The organism is Streptomyces sp. NPDC001270 (genome assembly GCF_042896695.1).
Lineage (GTDB): Bacteria > Actinomycetota > Actinomycetes > Streptomycetales > Streptomycetaceae > Streptomyces.
This window is the reverse complement of sequence record NZ_JBIAXM010000048.1, coordinates 22662-37564: the sequence shown is the minus strand read 5'-3', so window position 1 is coordinate 37564 and position 14903 is coordinate 22662. Positions and strand designations below refer to the sequence as shown.

The 14903-nt window shown below is 69.3% G+C and carries 17 protein-coding genes and 2 pseudogenes; 14 read left to right on the top strand and 5 right to left on the bottom strand.

Annotation, left to right across the window (positions count from 1 at the left end; all coding sequences use genetic code 11):
* Nucleotides 1-88 precede the first annotated feature (88 nt).
* From ACFY2B_RS41745 to ACFY2B_RS41720, 6 genes and pseudogenes are all read left to right on the top strand, one after another.
* Nucleotides 89-460, top strand: a complete 372-nt coding sequence (locus ACFY2B_RS41745; RefSeq protein ID WP_390768291.1) for a DUF2255 family protein — start codon at nt 89-91, stop codon at nt 458-460.
* A gap of 65 nt (nt 461-525) precedes the next feature.
* A complete protein-coding gene (locus tag ACFY2B_RS41740) occupies nt 526-1560 on the top strand; it encodes a zinc-binding dehydrogenase (RefSeq protein ID WP_390768290.1) in 1035 nt (344 codons plus the stop codon).
* 59 nt (nt 1561-1619) lie between these two features.
* Entirely contained in the window at nt 1620-2657 is a 1038-nt protein-coding gene (locus ACFY2B_RS41735) for an alcohol dehydrogenase catalytic domain-containing protein (protein ID WP_390768289.1), read from the top strand.
* Entirely contained in the window at nt 2654-3250 is a 597-nt protein-coding gene (locus tag ACFY2B_RS41730; RefSeq protein WP_390768288.1) for a carboxymuconolactone decarboxylase family protein, read from the top strand. The genes ACFY2B_RS41735 and ACFY2B_RS41730 overlap by 4 nt, the downstream gene beginning before the upstream one ends.
* A pseudogene (locus ACFY2B_RS41725) lies at nt 3247-3450 on the top strand (SDR family NAD(P)-dependent oxidoreductase); the annotation flags it as partial. The gene ACFY2B_RS41730 and the pseudogene ACFY2B_RS41725, both read left to right, overlap by 4 nt.
* Nucleotides 3451-3678: 228 nt before the next feature.
* The gene (locus ACFY2B_RS41720) at nt 3679-4098 is read left to right on the top strand and encodes a cupin domain-containing protein (protein WP_390768303.1); all 420 of its coding nucleotides are present in this window, start codon (nt 3679-3681) and stop codon (nt 4096-4098) included.
* A gap of 417 nt (nt 4099-4515) precedes the next feature.
* On the opposite strand, the gene ACFY2B_RS41715 is transcribed toward ACFY2B_RS41720, so the two are convergent.
* A complete protein-coding gene (locus ACFY2B_RS41715) occupies nt 4516-5184 on the bottom strand; it encodes an NAD-dependent epimerase/dehydratase family protein (protein WP_390768287.1) in 669 nt (222 codons plus the stop codon).
* A 70-nt stretch (nt 5185-5254) separates the two neighbouring features.
* Nucleotides 5255-5929: a TetR family transcriptional regulator gene (locus tag ACFY2B_RS41710; RefSeq protein ID WP_390768286.1), complete on the bottom strand. Its 675-nt coding sequence runs from the start codon at nt 5927-5929 to the stop codon at nt 5255-5257.
* Nucleotides 5930-6094: 165 nt separating this feature from the next.
* Between ACFY2B_RS41710 and ACFY2B_RS41705 the strand changes: the two genes are divergently transcribed.
* The 4 genes from ACFY2B_RS41705 (at nt 6095) to ACFY2B_RS41690 (ending at nt 8469) form a co-directional block, all read left to right on the top strand.
* The gene (locus ACFY2B_RS41705; protein ID WP_390768285.1) at nt 6095-6931 is read left to right on the top strand and encodes an SDR family NAD(P)-dependent oxidoreductase; all 837 of its coding nucleotides are present in this window, start codon (nt 6095-6097) and stop codon (nt 6929-6931) included.
* Nucleotides 6932-7161: 230 nt separating this feature from the next.
* Nucleotides 7162-7344, top strand: a complete 183-nt coding sequence (locus tag ACFY2B_RS41700) for a hypothetical protein (protein WP_390768284.1) — start codon at nt 7162-7164, stop codon at nt 7342-7344.
* Nucleotides 7345-7421: 77 nt separating this feature from the next.
* On the top strand, nt 7422-7895 hold the full coding sequence (locus ACFY2B_RS41695; RefSeq protein ID WP_390768283.1) for a nuclear transport factor 2 family protein: 474 nt from the start codon (nt 7422-7424) through the stop codon (nt 7893-7895).
* Nucleotides 7896-7920: 25 nt separating this feature from the next.
* Nucleotides 7921-8469 carry a TetR/AcrR family transcriptional regulator gene (locus tag ACFY2B_RS41690; RefSeq protein ID WP_390768282.1) on the top strand — a complete coding sequence of 183 codons (549 nt, stop codon included), beginning with the start codon at nt 7921-7923 and terminating at the stop codon, nt 8467-8469.
* 158 nt (nt 8470-8627) lie between these two features.
* Here the strand turns inward: ACFY2B_RS41690 and ACFY2B_RS41685 are convergent, their stop codons facing one another.
* The gene (locus tag ACFY2B_RS41685; RefSeq protein ID WP_390768281.1) at nt 8628-9101 is read right to left on the bottom strand and encodes a MarR family winged helix-turn-helix transcriptional regulator; all 474 of its coding nucleotides are present in this window, start codon (nt 9099-9101) and stop codon (nt 8628-8630) included.
* Between the two features lie 109 nt (nt 9102-9210).
* Between ACFY2B_RS41685 and ACFY2B_RS41680 the strand changes: the two genes are divergently transcribed.
* The 4 genes and pseudogenes from ACFY2B_RS41680 to ACFY2B_RS41665 all read left to right on the top strand — a co-directional run.
* Nucleotides 9211-10260, top strand: a complete 1050-nt coding sequence (locus ACFY2B_RS41680) for an LLM class flavin-dependent oxidoreductase (RefSeq protein WP_390768280.1) — start codon at nt 9211-9213, stop codon at nt 10258-10260.
* Entirely contained in the window at nt 10253-11284 is a 1032-nt protein-coding gene (locus ACFY2B_RS41675; protein WP_390768279.1) for an LLM class flavin-dependent oxidoreductase, read from the top strand. Before ACFY2B_RS41680 ends, ACFY2B_RS41675 begins: the two co-directional genes overlap by 8 nt.
* Nucleotides 11285-11288: 4 nt before the next feature.
* Nucleotides 11289-12020 (top strand): NADPH-dependent F420 reductase, encoded by a 732-nt coding sequence (locus ACFY2B_RS41670; RefSeq protein WP_390768278.1) that lies wholly within the window; start codon nt 11289-11291, stop codon nt 12018-12020.
* A gap of 203 nt (nt 12021-12223) precedes the next feature.
* Nucleotides 12224-12378: pseudogene (locus ACFY2B_RS41665) on the top strand (IS5/IS1182 family transposase); the annotation flags it as partial.
* 85 nt (nt 12379-12463) lie between these two features.
* On the opposite strand, the gene ACFY2B_RS41660 reads toward ACFY2B_RS41665, so the two are convergent.
* Complete coding sequence (locus tag ACFY2B_RS41660) at nt 12464-13105, bottom strand: hypothetical protein (RefSeq protein ID WP_390768277.1); 642 nt, start codon at nt 13103-13105, stop codon at nt 12464-12466.
* Between the two features lie 438 nt (nt 13106-13543).
* On the bottom strand, nt 13544-14863 hold the full coding sequence (locus tag ACFY2B_RS41655; RefSeq protein WP_390768276.1) for a hypothetical protein: 1320 nt from the start codon (nt 14861-14863) through the stop codon (nt 13544-13546).
* Nucleotides 14864-14903: the final 40 nt, after the last annotated feature.

Below are 14903 nucleotides of genomic sequence, written 5' to 3'. Positions count from 1 at the left end.
CGAGCACGGGGTGGCCGGCCGGCGGTGGTCCTGACACGGGCAGTCGAAGTTTCGGGCCCGCTACCCCCGCATTCGGAGGGAGCCGTCGATGACGCAGTGGGACAGCGCTGAGCTGGACAAGCTCAGCACCGCGGAGGAGCTGGATCTTGAGTCCGGGCGCGGTGACGGCACACTGCGCGATCCGGTGACGGTATGGGTCGTGCGTGCCGGTGACCGCCTGTACGTCCGGTCGGTCAAGGGGAGGGAAGGTCCGTGGTACCGGGGAACGCAGTCCCACCGGCAGGGCCGCATCGCCGCCGGCGGTGTACGCCAGGAGGTCACCTTCCATGAGGCCGATCCGGGCGAGTACGCGGACGTGGACGCCGCCTACCGCACCAAGTACGGCCGCTACACCAGCATCGTCCACCACGTCCTGACCGATCGGGCCCGCGCCTCCACCCTGCGCCTCGAACCACGCTGACCGGCCCGCGCCCACCGGCCCCCCAAGCGGCCAGCAAGCCAATCCCACCCCAAGGAGCTGCGCTGATGCGCGCCACCCTGCTGTACGGAGCTGACGACGTCCGAGTCGAGAACGTCGGCGACCCGAAGATCGAAAACCCCACCGACGCGGTCGTCCGGATCGTTCTGTCGTGCATCTGCGGCAGCGACCTGTGGCCCTACAAGTCCGCACCTCCCACCGACAACCCCCGCCATATGGGCCACGAGTTCCTCGGCGTCGTCGAGGAGACCGGCCCCGACGTCACCACCGTGCGGCGAGGCGACGTGGTCGTGGCCCCGTTCGTCTACAGCGACAACACCTGCGTCTACTGCCGTGAGGGTCTGCAGACGTCCTGTGTGCACGGCGGGCAGTGGGGCGTGAACGGCGTCGACGGCGGCCAGGGCCAGATTGCGCGCGTCCCGTATGCGGACGGCACGCTGGTGAGGCTGCCCGTCGGGGAGGACTCCGAGCTGCTGCCGGACCTGCTCACCTTGTCGGACATCCTGTGCACCGGTTACCACGCCGCCCGCACCGCGGGCGTCACCCGCGGCGACACGGTCACCGTCGTCGGCGACGGCGCCGTGGGCCTGGCTGCGGTCATCAGCGCGAAGCTGCTGGGCGCCGAGCAGATCATCCTCATGGGCCGCCACAGCGCGCGCACCGACCTGGGCCGCGATTTCGGTGCCACCGGTGTGGTCGCCGAGCGCGGCGAGCAGGGCATCGCGGCCGTGAAGGAGCTGACCGGCGGCAGCGGCACCGGCAAGGTCTTGGAATGCGTCGGGCTGAAGGACGCGATCATGCAGAGCTTCGGCGTGGTCCGTGCCGGCGGCACGATCAGCCGCGTCGGCGCCCCGCAGTTCACCGACGTACCGTTCGGCTTCGGCGATTTCATGCGCAACATCACCCTCACCGGCGGCGTCGCCCCGGCCCGCGCCTACATCGAAGAACTCATGCCGCACATCCTCGACGGCTCGATCCGTCCCGGCCGGGTCTTCGACCGCACCGTCGGCCTCGAAGAGACCGGCGAGGGGTACCGGGCCATGAACGACCGCGAAGCGCTCAAGGTCCTCATCCGCCCCTGACCCCACCCTGGCGGCCCGGCCACGGCCGGCGACCCGCCTCGTTGAAAGGCACCACTGTCATGCGCGCCACCTTCATGTACGGCCCGGGCGACGTCCGCGTCGAAAACGTGCCCGACCCCGGGATCGTCGAGCCCACGGACGCGATCGTCCGGATCACGCTGGCCTGCGTCTGCGGTTCCGACCTGCACCCCTACCGCTCCATGGACAAGACCCGCGAGGGCGTGCCCATGGGGCACGAGTTCCTCGGCGTCGTGGAGGAGACCGGCTCGCAGGTCACCGGGCTCAAGCGCGGCGACTTCGTGGTCTCGCCGTTCGCCTACGCGGACAACACCTGTCCGATCTGCCGGGACGGCTTCCAGACGGCCTGTCCGCACGGCGGGTGGTACGGCGCCGGCGGCCTCGGGGGCGCGCAGGCCGAGGCCGTCCGCGTTCCGCAGGCCGCCGGCACCCTGGTAAAGCTCCCCACGGACGTGGACGAGGCTCTGCTGCCTTCGCTGCTGGCCCTGAGCGACGTCTACCTCACCGGCCACCACGCCGCCCACATGGGCCGGGTCGAGCCCGGCAAGACCGTCACGGTGATCGGCGACGGCGCGGTGGGCCTGTCCGCAGTGCTGGCCTCCCGCCGCATGGGCGCCGAGAGGATCATTCTCATGGGCCGCCACACCTCCCGCACCGACCTGGGCCGCGAGTGGGGCGCCACGGACGTCGTCGCCAAACGCGGCGAGGAGGGCATCGCCGAGGTGATGAACCTGACCGGCGGCGAGGGCTCCCACGTCGTGCTGGAGGCCGTCGGCCTGATGCCCGCCTACGAACAGGCATACGGCATCATCCGGCCCGGCGGGATCATCGCCCGCGTCGGCGTCCCGCAGTACGAGGACGCCCCGGTCGGCTTCAGATCACTGTTCGGGAAGAACGCACAGTTGGCCGGCGGCCCCGCCCCGGTGCGCGCCTACCTCGAACCCGCCATCACCGATGTGCTGGACGGCCGCATCGACCCGGGCAGGGTGTTCGACGCCGAGGTCGGCCTGGACCAGGTCGCCGACGCCTACAAGGCCATGGACGACCGCAGCCGCCTGAAGGTCGTGGTGCGCCCGTGACCGCCCGCAGGCCCACCCCTGCCGCCGCTGCCCCGCACGAGCGGCTCTTTCCCGGCCACGAGTCCACGCTCACGGTCACCGATCCGGAACTGATCGAATACTTGGCCGGCGTCTTCGACTTCTCGCACGCCACCAACGACGTCCTCACCGGCCGCGGGGTGGAACTGCCCTTGAGGGGCCAGTCCACCACCAGCCCGGACACCCGGATGGAGCAAGGACCGGCGGCGCAGAAGCGGATCGTCGGCGACAAGGCCGTGGACGCCATGCACTCAAACACCCCTGCGGACGAACAGCACATCCAGGAGCTGCTGAGCGGCAACCGCTTCGGCGACCACTGCACCCGCACCGGCATCGACGTGCCCACGCGTGAGCTGCTCACCTTCGCGCTGCTCGCCGCGTTCGGCGGCGCGGACGCCCAGGTGAAGGGACATGCCGCGGCCGGCCTCGACGTCGGCAACACCCGTTGCATCCTGATCGCCGTCCTGACCGGCCTGCTGCCGTTCCTCGGCTACCTCCGCACCCTCAGCGCCCTGGCCGCTGTCGACGCCGTCACTCCGGCCGACGACGCGCCGTCCGCGAAGGACAACACGTGACCACCCGTAACTGGCTCATCACCGGCGTCAGCAGCGGCTTCGGTCACGCCCTGACCACCCAGCTCCTTCAGCGCGCGGACCGCGTCATCGGCACCGTCCGCAACCTGGACAAGGTCGCCGACCTGCGCGAGAAGTACCCCGACACCTTCGACGCGCGCGTCTTGGACGTCACCGACACCGCCGCCGTACGCACCACGGTGGACGCCGCGTTCGGCGCCGGCCGTGTCGGCGTGCTCGTCTCCAACGCCGGCTACGGCCTGTTCGGCGCCGCCGCCGACGGCCTCCAGCTCACCCCCGAGGTCCTGACCAAGCTCTCCAGCCTCCCCCCCGGCCGCCGGCGACACCCACACCGAGGCCGGCCTCGCCATGCTGGAACGCTGACCCCCTTTTCCACCACCCCCGCCTGCACGAGAGCAAGGAGCACCCCCGTGGAGTTCGTCAAACCGCAGCACACCGGCAAGGGCCCCGAGAACTGGTTCAACGGAGACGTCTGGTTCGACGTCATCCACGCCGGCCAGGAACCCTCCCGCCTGCGCGCCAACATGGTCCGCTTCGCGCCTGGCGCCCGAACCGCCTGGCACCACCACGCCGTCGGCCAGACCCTCCACGTCGTGGCCGGCATCGCCCTGATCGGCACCCGTGACGGCACCGTGTACGAGGCCCGCCCCGGCGAGACTGTGACCTGCCGGCCCGGCGAGGAGCACTGGCACGGCGCCACGGAGGACCGCTTCATGCAGCACCTCGCCCTGTGGGACGGCACCGCCCCCGACGACGACCGGCCCGAGACCACCTGGCTGGAACACATCACCGACGAGCAGTACGACGCCCCGCGCACCCGCGCCCACTGATGCCGACGCGCGCAGGGAGACGTCACTCACGCCCGAGACGACGACTGCCCTGCGCACTTGCACCGGCCCGGACTGGGCCGCCCGCCGGATTCCCCTGGACCTGGGTGTGGACTCGGCCGCGTTCCTGGCCTGCTCCGCCGCGCCGCACTCCTGCGCACCGTCGGCAGGACAGCCGTGCTCGATCTTCGGGCCACGGTGGAGCGTGTCCCTCTTGGCTTCCGCCCGACCTCTGGCAAGCCGTTGTCTGCCGATTGCCCCGCTCGGGATTCACGCGAGACGAGCCAACTCGGCTGGCATCACACCCGGCTGCCGAACTCATGGGGCCTTGCGCCCGGCCGGTCCGCCGGACGGGCGGCCACCGCCTCGGCCACGGCGAGCGGCACCGGTTGTGCGCGAGTGTCAGGAGCCCCGGCCTTCTCAGACCGCCGCGAGACGATTGATGTCCGAGTTGCGCAGAACGACGGGACGCTCCTCCTCGCCCCGACCGACGACGATCATGGCACGCCCGACCGCTTCCGTCGTGGTGATGTGGCCGGGGACGATCCGTCGCAGCAGCGGGTAGAGAACGGAGCCGAAACGGTACAGGACGCGGTACGCCGGGGTGCGGGAGACGGCACCGTCCAGGGGCTGCACGTAGCCGGGGCGGAACATGTACGCCTTCATCGGCATGGCCAGCAGATCGTTCTCGGTACGGCCCTTGACCCGGGCCCACATCTGGCGGCTCTTCCCCGTGCTGTCGGTGCCCTCGCCGGAGACGTACACGAAGGTGAGGGAAGGACTGGCGGCGGACAGGGCACGCGCGGCGGCGAGCGCGTACTCATGGGTGACCCGCGTGTACTCCTCCTCCTTGCGGCCGAACGACGAGACACCCAGGCAGTAGAAGCAGGCGTCCAGCTCCTTCAGCTGGTCCTGGACGGCCGTGTAGTCGGTGAAGTCGGTGTGCACGATCTGCCGCAGCTTGGGGTGGGCGTCGGGCAGCGGCCTGCGGACGACGGCGAGTACCTCGGTGACCGCGTCGTCGAGGAGACAGGCACGCAGGACGCCCTGTCCGATCATGCCGGACGCTCCGAAGACGATGACACGCACGATTGCTCCTAGAGGGGTCGCGTGAGGTGAGAGGGACTGAAAGAGGCGCGGGGCCGGATACGGGCGGGACTCACAGTGAGGTCCGGGCGAGGACGCCGGCCGCGAGGGTGGCCACCATCTCCTGGAGCGTGGGGCCGAAATGCAGGCTCAGGGCGGCGAGTGAGGGGTCTGCCTCGTAGGCGGTGAGCATTGCCTGCGACGGACGGGAATGGGTCCACACCGCACCGATGACCATGACCGTGGCCGCGGCCAGCTGAGCCGCCCGGTCGCCCAGTTCAGGGAGGTGGACCAGTGCCAGGGCCGCGAGTGACTCGACGTTGGTGACGGCTGCCTTCTTGTAGCGGGCGGCGACCTCGGGGGACACATTGTGTTCCAGTACGCCGGCCTGCGCACTGAGCAGATCGCACAGCGTCCGGCGCTCGGCAAGGGAGGCCGTGACCGCGACGGCGAACTGCTCGCGACGCTCGTCCAACGGTGCGTCCGGTGTTAGCCCGGCAGCCAGCAGCGCCGGCAACTCGGCCGTCCACTCCTTCCAGGCGTGGTCCAGCAGCTCCAGCAGGATCGCCTCTCGGGACTCGAAGTAGCGCAGCACGTTCGACTTCGCGAGTCCCACGCGACGGCTCAGCTCGTTCAGGCTGACCGCACTCACCGGCATCTCGTCGAGCATCGCGGCGGTGACATCGAGGATGGCCTGCCGACGGACCGCCCGCTGCTCCTCACTGCGCGCACGCTGGAATGAGTTCATGCCGGCCATATTACAGACCTTCGGTCTTTTGACATCAGACCGGCGGTGTCTTACGTTGGAGCTGCCCCAACGGACCGGCGGTCTGAAATAGCCGGGCTGTCTCGACGCAGCCTCCGCACGGCCTCTGTGCCGGTACTCCCATCTCTTCAGGAAGAGAGCATCCTCATGTCCAAGGTCTGGTTCGTCACCGGAAGCTCCCGCGGCCTGGGCCGCGCCATCGTCACCGCCGCGCTGGAGGCCGGCGACCGAGTGGTCGCCACCGCCCGCAGGCCGGCGCAGCTCGACGACCTCGTCACTCGCTACGGCGACCGCGTCCGCCCCGTCGCTCTCGACGTCGCCGACCACGACGCCGTTCAGCGCGCCGTGCAGGAGGGCCTGAACACGTACGGCCGCTACGACGTGGTCGTCAACAACGCCGGCTACGGCGACGTGGCCTCCGTCGAGGACGTCACGGTCGACGACTTCCGCGCCCAGATCAACACCAACTTCTACGGTGTCTTCCACGTCAGCAAGGCCGTGGTGCCGATCCTGCGCCAGCAGGGCTCCGGGCACATCTTCCAGGTCTCCTCCGTCGGCGGCCGGATCGGCTCGGTGGGCCTCGCCGCCTACCAGAGCGCCAAGTGGGCCGTCGGCGGCTTCTCCACCGTCCTCGCCCAGGAAGTCGCGCCCTTCAACGTCAAGGTCACCGTGCTGGAGCCGGGCGGCATGCGCACCGACTGGGCCGGCTCCTCCATGACCGTCCCGCCGATCAGCGACCCCTACCAGCAGACGGTCGGCGCCTTCGTCGACATGATCAGGAACCCCGGCCCCGAGACCACGGTGGCCAACTCCGCCCACCCCGACCAGGTCGCCGAGGCCGTCGTGAACCTGGCCGGACGGGCCGACGCCCCGGTCCGCCTCCTGCTCGGCCGCGACGCCGTCCAGTACGCCGGCGCCGCAGCCCAGGCCCTCGCCGAGTCCGACGAGAAGTGGCGCCCGGTGTCCGAGTCCGTCTGGGACTGACCGCCCCGGGACCGAACGGGTCACCACCCACCGGGCCGCACCAGCAAGCGCGGCTGGTCAGCGCGCCGAGTGGGGGCTGGTGGAGACGGGGGACTTCTGGCTGGAGCACGTCGACAGCCGGGGCGAGTTCGGCTGGGGCTACGAGCGGGTCGGGGTGATCGGTCCGGTGCTGCCGGCGAATCCGCGCCGGCTGTCGGACTACCGGCATCCGAGGGTGCGGTGTGAGGCCGGTGGCGGAGAGTCTGCGGGCGGCGTTCGCCCGGCCTCAGGGCTTGCTTGCCGGGGTCCGGTCGGTCGGACATCCGCTCGCCGTGCTGCCGGTGTTCTTCCATCTGCTCTGGCAGCGGGAACTGGCCGTGGATCTGATGGGCGAGCCGTTGTCGGCGGTGGTGCATCCGGCTGGGATCCCCTGACGCTGCCTCCTGCTCGACTGCCCGCAACGGGCACCGGCGTGGTAAGTTATCGGTCGATCACTAACGTAGGAGTGGATATGACAGCCAAGGAAGACGACGCCGCCCGCCGCGCCGCCGCCCAGCACACCCTGACCGAGCACCTGCGCCTTACCGCCGCCGGACGCGTCGACGAATGGGTGAAGCTGTTCGCCCCGGACGCGGTGCTCGAGTTCCCGTACGCGCCGGCGGGTGTGCCCCAGCGGGTAACGGGGCGAGACGCACTGGTCGCGCACATGAGCAACTTTCCCGAGACCTTTGACGTGAAGTTCGTCGACCTGGTGTTCCACGAGACGGTCGATCCGAGTCTGGTGATCGCCGAATTCCGCTCGGCAGGCACGGCGCTGCCGACCGGCAAGCCGTACGAGCAGACGTGCATCTCCGTCGTCCGGACCGATGACGACGCGCTCATCACCCACTACCTGGACTACTGGAACCCCCTGGTGGCGATCGAGGCGCTCACGCCCAACGACGTGCCGTCCGACCCTGACCTCAGCGTGACTTTTGGAGGCTGAGGGGAGCCGTGTTTAACTGACGCCCATGCCCGCCGCCGGTACCAGCACGAAGAGCGATGAACGACGTCGGGCCATCATGGCCGCCGCGGTCGGTTGCTTCGCGCAAAAAGGTTTCTACGGTACGACGACACACGAGATCGCAGAGTGGGTCGGCATCTCTCAGCCGTATCTCTACCGCCTGTACCCGAACAAGGAAGCGCTGTTCGCGGCGGCGGTCGACCACGTGTCCGTCGTCATGACCGAAACGCTGGTCGCGCACTCGCCGGCCTCGGGTGGAGCCGGGCCGGCGCCCGAGGCGGCGTTGGATGCCGCACGCGGCGCCTACGCCGCGCTCGTCGCGGACCGGAGCATCCTGCGTTTCCTCATGCACGCGAACTGTGCCGCCGGCGAGCCGCTGGTGGCGGAGGCCGTGCGCCGGTGCTACGCCAAACAGGTTGACACCGTCCGGCAGTTGCTGGGCGACGACGACGACGTGCGGCGCTGGTTCGGCGCCGGCATGCTCGACAACGTGGTCGCCGTGCTGGGCCTGGCCGACATCGATGAGCCGTGGGCGCACGTCCTCACCGCTCGATGACCCCGACACCGACAGTTCGACGACAGCCCCGAGTCTTCCTGTTAGGCCGGCTCGGCCGGTGAGACACATGGCCTTTCACACCGGCCATGAACGATCACTGCGGCTGTCAGTCACCCTGCTCTGGACGGCACCGCAGTCCCCGTGCGGTGGTGCGTGTCTCAAGTGTCGCGTGACACCTTCACGCGGGCGCGAAGCGCCGCCGTGATCTCCCCGACCACCGCAATCTGGTCCGGCGTGAGGACATCCACGAACAGTTCCCATACGGCACGCAGATGAGGCAGGGACGCGTTCCGGAACGCTTCCGCGCCCTCGGCGGTGAGCACCACCTGGGCACCACGGTTGTCGACGACGCACTCCTCGCGCCGGATGAGCCCTCGCCGCTCCATGCGCCCGATCTGATGCGAGAGACGACTGCGCTGCCAGCCGACGCGGGCCGCCAGTTCGGAGGAGCGCAGTTGCCGGCCTTCCGCCTCGCGCAGTGCGAGCAGCACGGCGTAGTCGCCGGGCGACAGGGCGGAGTCCCTCTGCAGGCGTGACGAGAGCTCCGAGCGGAGCGCTTCCGTTGTCTCGATGAAGTCCCGCCAGATCCGCAGCTCCTCACTGGTGGGAAGTGTCTTACGCCGCTCTGCCATGGTGCCGCCACCCATCTGATTGACACGTCAATCATATCGCGATAATCATTGACGCGTCAATCAACCTGGTCGTGCCACACGCGGCCTGGAGGCACCGCAGGAGGAGTCCATGACGGCCCAAGCCTTCGAACTGGGGCTCAACTCGTTCGGAGAGGTCGCGACGGATGCCGCCGGCCCACTGGCCGACGCCGAGACTGTTCGGCTGCTCGTCGAGGAGGCGAAGCTCGCCGAAGCCGTTGGGCTCGACGTGTTCAGCGTCGGCGAGCACTACCGCCGCGGCCACAACGACAGCGCGACCTCGGTCCTGCTCGCAGCGATCGCCACCGCGACCCAGAGCATCCGGCTCGGCACCTCGGTGACCGTGCTGAGCACGAACGATCCGGTGCGGCTGTACCACGAGTTCTCCACCCTGGACGCTGTCTCCGACGGACGCGCCCAGATCGTGCTCGGGCGGGCCTCGGCGACCGAGTCGTTCCCGCTGTTCGGCTACGACCTTGCCGACTACGACGAATTGTTCGAGGAGAAGCTCGATCTGTTCATGCGTCTCCAGCGCGAGGAGACGGTGACCTGGTCGGGGAAGTTCCGGCCACCGCTCACCGAGCAGCAGCTGCATCCCCGGATGCGGCCAGGGGGCATCCCCACCTGGATCGGTGTGGGTGGCAGCCCGAACTCGGTGCTCCGTGCGGCCCGCTACGACCTGCCGCTCATGATGGCCATCATCGGCGGGCGCCCCCAGCGCTTTGCCGGCCACGTCGAGTTGTACCACCGGGCCCTCGAACAGTTCGGCCACACCCGGCAACCGGTCGCCCAGCACTCACTGGGGCTCGTCGCGGACACCGACGAGGAAGCGCTCGAAACCTGGTGGACGTACTGGCAGCCGGTCGTGACGCAACTCGCGCAGGAACGCGGGTTCTACAAGCCGACCCGAGAGCGCTACCTGCGGGAGGTCGAGGAGGGCGCGCTCTTCGTGGGTTCGCCCGACACCGTCGCCCGCAAGATCGCCACGATGACCCGCGACCTGCACCTGAGCCGCTTCGACCTCAAGTACGACGTCATGAATCTGCCCCGCGACACCCGAGCCCGCACCATCGAGCTGCTGGGCGGCGAAGTCGCCCCGCGGGTGAAGCACCTGCTCACGAAGGAGCCCAGCCATGTCTGACCTCGTCTTCGGTCTGGACACGTTCGGCGATGTACCGGTGGACGACCTCGGTAATCCGGTGTCCTATGCGCGAGCGATCCGACAGGTCGTCGACGAGGCCGTTCTCGCCGAGGAGACCGGCGTCGACGCCCTCGCCCTCGGTGAACATCATCGCCCGGAGTACGCGATCTCGACTCCGGAGACCGTCCTCGCCGGCATCGCCACACGGACCAACCGCATCCGTCTGGGCTCCGGCGTGACCGTGCTGAGCTCTGACGACCCGGTCCGCGTCTTCCAGCGCTTCTCCACCCTGGACGCGCTCTCGAACGGCCGGGCCGAGGTCATCCTCGGGCGCGGTTCCTTCACCGAGTCGTTCCCTCTCTTCGGGTACGACCTCAGCGATTACGACGTGCTGTTCGAAGAGAAGATCGAGCTGTTCGCCAAGCTGTTGGAGGAGAAGCCCGTCACCTGGACCGGCACCAAGCGGGCGCCGCTCAAGAACGCCGACGTCTTCCCCAAGACCGAGTCCGGGCACCTGACCACCTGGGTCGGAGTCGGCGGTTCGCCCCAGTCCGTCATCCGCACCGCGCGCTACGGGTTCCCACTCATGCTCGCCATCATCGGCGGCTCCCCGGAGCGCTTCGCGCCGTACATCGACCTCTACCAGCGCGCCGCCGAGCAGTTCGGCACGATCGCTCATCCGGTCGGGATGCACTCGCCGGGCTTCGTCGCCGACACGGACGAGGAGGCCCGGGAACTGCACTGGCCGCACTACAAGGTCATCCGTGACCGCATCGGCGCGCTGCGAGGCTGGCCGCCGATCCGCAGGGAGGAGTACGAGGCGGAGATCGAGCACGGCTCCAGCTACATCGGCTCGCCCGAGACGGTCGCGCGCAAGATGGCCCGCGCCATCAAGGCACTCGGCGTCGGCCGGTTCGACCTCATCTACGCCTCGGGGGCACAGCCCCTCAGCGCCCGCCTGCGTGCCGTCGAGTTGTACGGCACCAAGGTGATCCCGATGGTGCGCGACATCCTCGCAGGCTGACGCCGTGAACGGAGCAGACATGGACACCACCGCCGTACGCACCGTCGGCATCCTGGGTGCCGGGAAGGTCGGCACCGTATTGGCACGACTGTCCCTGGCAGCCGGCCATCGCGTGCTCATCGCCGGTTCCGGCGATCCCGCGAAGATCGCACTCACCGTCGAAGTCCTGACCCCGGGCGCCGTCCCGGTCGCCGCTGCCGAGGCCGCCGCGGCGGCGGACGTCGTCGTCCTGGCGCTCCCGCTCGGCAAGTACCGCAGCATTCCCGCCGAAGCGCTGCGGGGCAAGCTCGTCATCGACGCGATGAACTACTGGTGGGAGGTCGACGGCAGCCGCGAGGACCTCACCGACCCGCTCACCTCCTCCAGCGAGATCGTGCAGGCGCACCTGCCGGGTGCGCACGTGATCAAGGCGTTCAACCACATGGGGTACCACGATCTTGAGGGCGGGGCCCGGCCTGCGGGGACGCCCGGACGCAAGGCAATCGCGATCGCTGGTGACGATCCGGGCGACCTCGCCGCCGTCGCGTGCCTCGTCGACGCTCTCGGTTTTGACTCCGTCACGGCCGGCCTCCTCGCCGAAGGGATACGGCTGGAACCGGGCACCGAGCCGTTCGGCGCCAATGTCGGCGCCGGGGAACTGCGCGCGATGCTCGGCCGCTTCCCGGAATCGGACCGTGGACGGACCGTGCTCAGCGCCCGGACTGCCGCTGCGGCGTCGAGCGAGCAAAGAGCCTGATCTCCAGCCAGGGAAACGATTGACACGTCACCCATTCCCCTCCTAATTCATATGACATATGAACCATTGCTACGGGACCGGGCTGGGCGGGACCGCACAACCCCGTCACACCGCCCGGCTGGTCACTTCGTCTCGCGCGGCTTCGCCGCCGTCGCAGGGCCCGGTCCGCTCCAGCGTGCCCAGCCCGCGCGGCACCTGAAGCCCACCGGTCCCGCGCAAAGATCCGGGCCCCTCGTCGAGCAGGCCGTCGCCACCCTCAAGTCCCAGTTGCATTCTCCGCAAACTGCGCTGCTCGACCACCCGGATCACCAGCCTCGTCCAGGCGGTCCTCACCCTTCATCCGACCAGGTCGGAGTGAGGGTGAAAAAGGCTCAGTGTTTCTGACAGGCAGGGGGGCCATGACACCCCATGAGACGGCGAGAAGAGGCCGCAGCAGCCTGTCGTCATGAGATGGGCGTCGCAGCGGAATGCACGCCGGGCATCGAAGAGGCGGACGGTGGAGGAAAACTCGGGGCAAGTGAGGGTGACAGCGGAGCCAGTGACACGCACAGCGAGGTCGGGAAAGTGGGCTCCTTGCGCTGCACGTCCCGGCAGCCTCCGGCCGAGGTCCGGGCGATCGGATCCCAGCCCGATTTCTTCGCCCGGAAGAACCAGCGATCGCCCAACCGGGACGAGCAGGCAGGGTCCGTCGAGCCGGCGCAGGCCGGTCCCGTGCGCCAGGAGAAGTCCAGCACCAGCCACTTCTCGTCGCACCGCTCCGAGTCCCGGTAGGTGTGCGCGGGCGCGCCGACCGCCTTCAACGCTTGTTCATAGGAAGCGGCGGTGCAGCCGGTGGTCGGAGGCGTACAGCCCAGCTCCCCGCACAACCGTAGCGCAGGTGGCTTGGCACCCTCGGCGGTGAAGCGCGTGTAGTTGTCGACGATCACATCCCGGTCGCCCAGCGGCTCGGGCAGCCTGACCTGTGCCGTGGCCGTGCTCTCCTTGGTGCACCCGGAAGCCCCGTCCCCGGACGGCGAGGTGAAGGTGACCTGCACCCGCACGAGGTCCGTCATCGGGTCGGTGAGCACCGCCTTGAGCTCCCGCACACACGCGTGTGCGCCACTGGGCACCTGCGCGTCGAGAAGCAGCGTACGGCGGTCCCCGCTGAGGCGGACTCCGGTGACCGCGGAAGGCTGCGCCGTCGTCCACGGGATCGGCTCGGTCGCCGCTGGCGAGGGTGACCTCCCGTCCCCCTGACCGGCCACCTGTGTCCCGCACGCACCGAGGAACAGCACAGCAATTGCGCAGACCACGGCGGCCACGGCCGCTCGACGCGTTCTACCTGATCGCAAGAATGCTCAATCCCCCGGGCGCGCACCGACGTTCCCCCAGATCAATATAAGGCTGTGTTCGGGAAGGTTCACCAGTTAGGCGGTACGAATCACCTCCCCAGACGCCGGGTCCAGGCCGGCTGAGACCATCCGCCCTGTGAAGGGCGGGTTCGGGGCAGCCGCTCGAACGGCTGCCCCGAACCCCCGGGCCGGTCAGTTGACGGCCAGGACCGCCGTGTTGTTCGTGAGGTCCGGGTCGAAGTCGAAGGGGTACTCGCCGAACTCGCCGAACGTGGGGTGGATGCTCACGGCACCGGTCGCGCCCGGCACCACGGTGTCTATGCGAACGGAGAACGCGAACGTGCGCTGGGTGTCCTCCAACACCCAGTACCGCAGGTCGCAGTCGTAGCGCGGGGCGCCCGTCTGCTTCGGGTAGTAGCCGCCGTCGAGGGTGCGCGGGTAGCAGCCGGACGGCACGCCGGTGACCTTGGTGCCCTCGGGCACGACCAGCCGGACCTCGGCGACCGGGTCACCGGAGCCAAGGTTGCCGAACCAGGCCGGGCCGTTGTTCTTGAACGTGAGTTCGGCCGTGGCCGTCTCGCCCGCCGCGCCGGAGATGGCGTCACCGGTCACGGAGAAGTCCGCGGTGTTTTCCGCGCCGATCTGGAGGATCGCGTAGTCGTTCTGGGAGTCGATGTCCTGGGCGCCGTCGCCCGGCTCGATGTCAATGTCGAGCCGTTCGTTCAGCGCGTGCGGGGCGAGTCGCACCGTCAGCGGCTCGGGCAGTTCGAAGGAGGCGCCCGGCGCCAGCACCTGGCCGAACGTGCAGATTACATTGTTCGACGGTGGGTAGTCGTTGCCGTCCGTCGTGGTGTAGGTGCAGGCGTCGTACCGGGTCAGATCCGTCAGGCCGTACGAGGCGTACAGCTTGACAGTGATCCCGTTCGCGCTCTCATTGCCGTTGTTGGTGATCTTGAGCGGGATCGTCCGCTCGTCGCCGGGCTGACCGTCCTCGATGTCGGCGATGGGGTCGATGGCGAGGTCGGGCCCGACGCCGGTGGTGAGCGTGGTTTCGGAGCTTTCGAGCGGCGCGGTGAGCGTGCCGTCGGGACCGCCGGTGGCCGTCGCCTCGTAGGTGATCCTGCCCTGTGCGCCGGCTTCGGCGCCGTCGGCCGCGCGTACCTTCAGGAACACCTGGTCCTCGTAGTCGCCCCCGATCGCGGGCACCACGGGAACGTCGCACACGGCACTCGTGCCGCTCGGCGTGCAGTTGTCGGGCCAGGTCACCTCGGCGACCCCGCTGAGGTTCGAGACGTCAATGGTGAGCCTGCCGTCGGTCACCGTGAAGTTCTCGTTGTCGTGGTAGATGCCGACGCCGAGGGTGCGGGACTGCGGCGCACCGCCGTCGGTGCCGAGCGGAAGTGTTTGCTCGTACGGCTCGTTGATCCACAACTGGTCGGTCTGCGGCGGGTCGTCGTCAGCGAACGCGGGCGCGGCGAGGCCGGCAGTCAGCAGACCGGCCACCACCGCCACGGCGGCAACGACGGGTCTGAGACGTACCGGACGTCCAGCA

Bases quoted from the DNA above. Each gene is read 5' to 3' on its own strand.
- ACFY2B_RS41745 (WP_390768291.1), top strand. From the start codon at position 89: ATGACGCAGTGGGACAGCGCTGAGCTGGACAAGCTCAGCACCGCGGAG.
- ACFY2B_RS41740 (WP_390768290.1), top strand. From the start codon at position 526: ATGCGCGCCACCCTGCTGTACGGAGCTGACGACGTCCGAGTCGAGAAC.
- ACFY2B_RS41735 (WP_390768289.1), top strand. From the start codon at position 1,620: ATGCGCGCCACCTTCATGTACGGCCCGGGCGACGTCCGCGTCGAAAAC.
- ACFY2B_RS41710 (WP_390768286.1), bottom strand. From the start codon at position 5,929: ATGAACTCATTCCAGCGTGCGCGCAGTGAGGAGCAGCGGGCGGTCCGT.
- ACFY2B_RS41705 (WP_390768285.1), top strand. From the start codon at position 6,095: ATGTCCAAGGTCTGGTTCGTCACCGGAAGCTCCCGCGGCCTGGGCCGC.
- ACFY2B_RS41695 (WP_390768283.1), top strand. From the start codon at position 7,422: ATGACAGCCAAGGAAGACGACGCCGCCCGCCGCGCCGCCGCCCAGCAC.
- ACFY2B_RS41690 (WP_390768282.1), top strand. From the start codon at position 7,921: ATGCCCGCCGCCGGTACCAGCACGAAGAGCGATGAACGACGTCGGGCC.
- ACFY2B_RS41685 (WP_390768281.1), bottom strand. From the start codon at position 9,101: ATGGCAGAGCGGCGTAAGACACTTCCCACCAGTGAGGAGCTGCGGATC.
- ACFY2B_RS41680 (WP_390768280.1), top strand. From the start codon at position 9,211: ATGACGGCCCAAGCCTTCGAACTGGGGCTCAACTCGTTCGGAGAGGTC.
- ACFY2B_RS41675 (WP_390768279.1), top strand. From the start codon at position 10,253: ATGTCTGACCTCGTCTTCGGTCTGGACACGTTCGGCGATGTACCGGTG.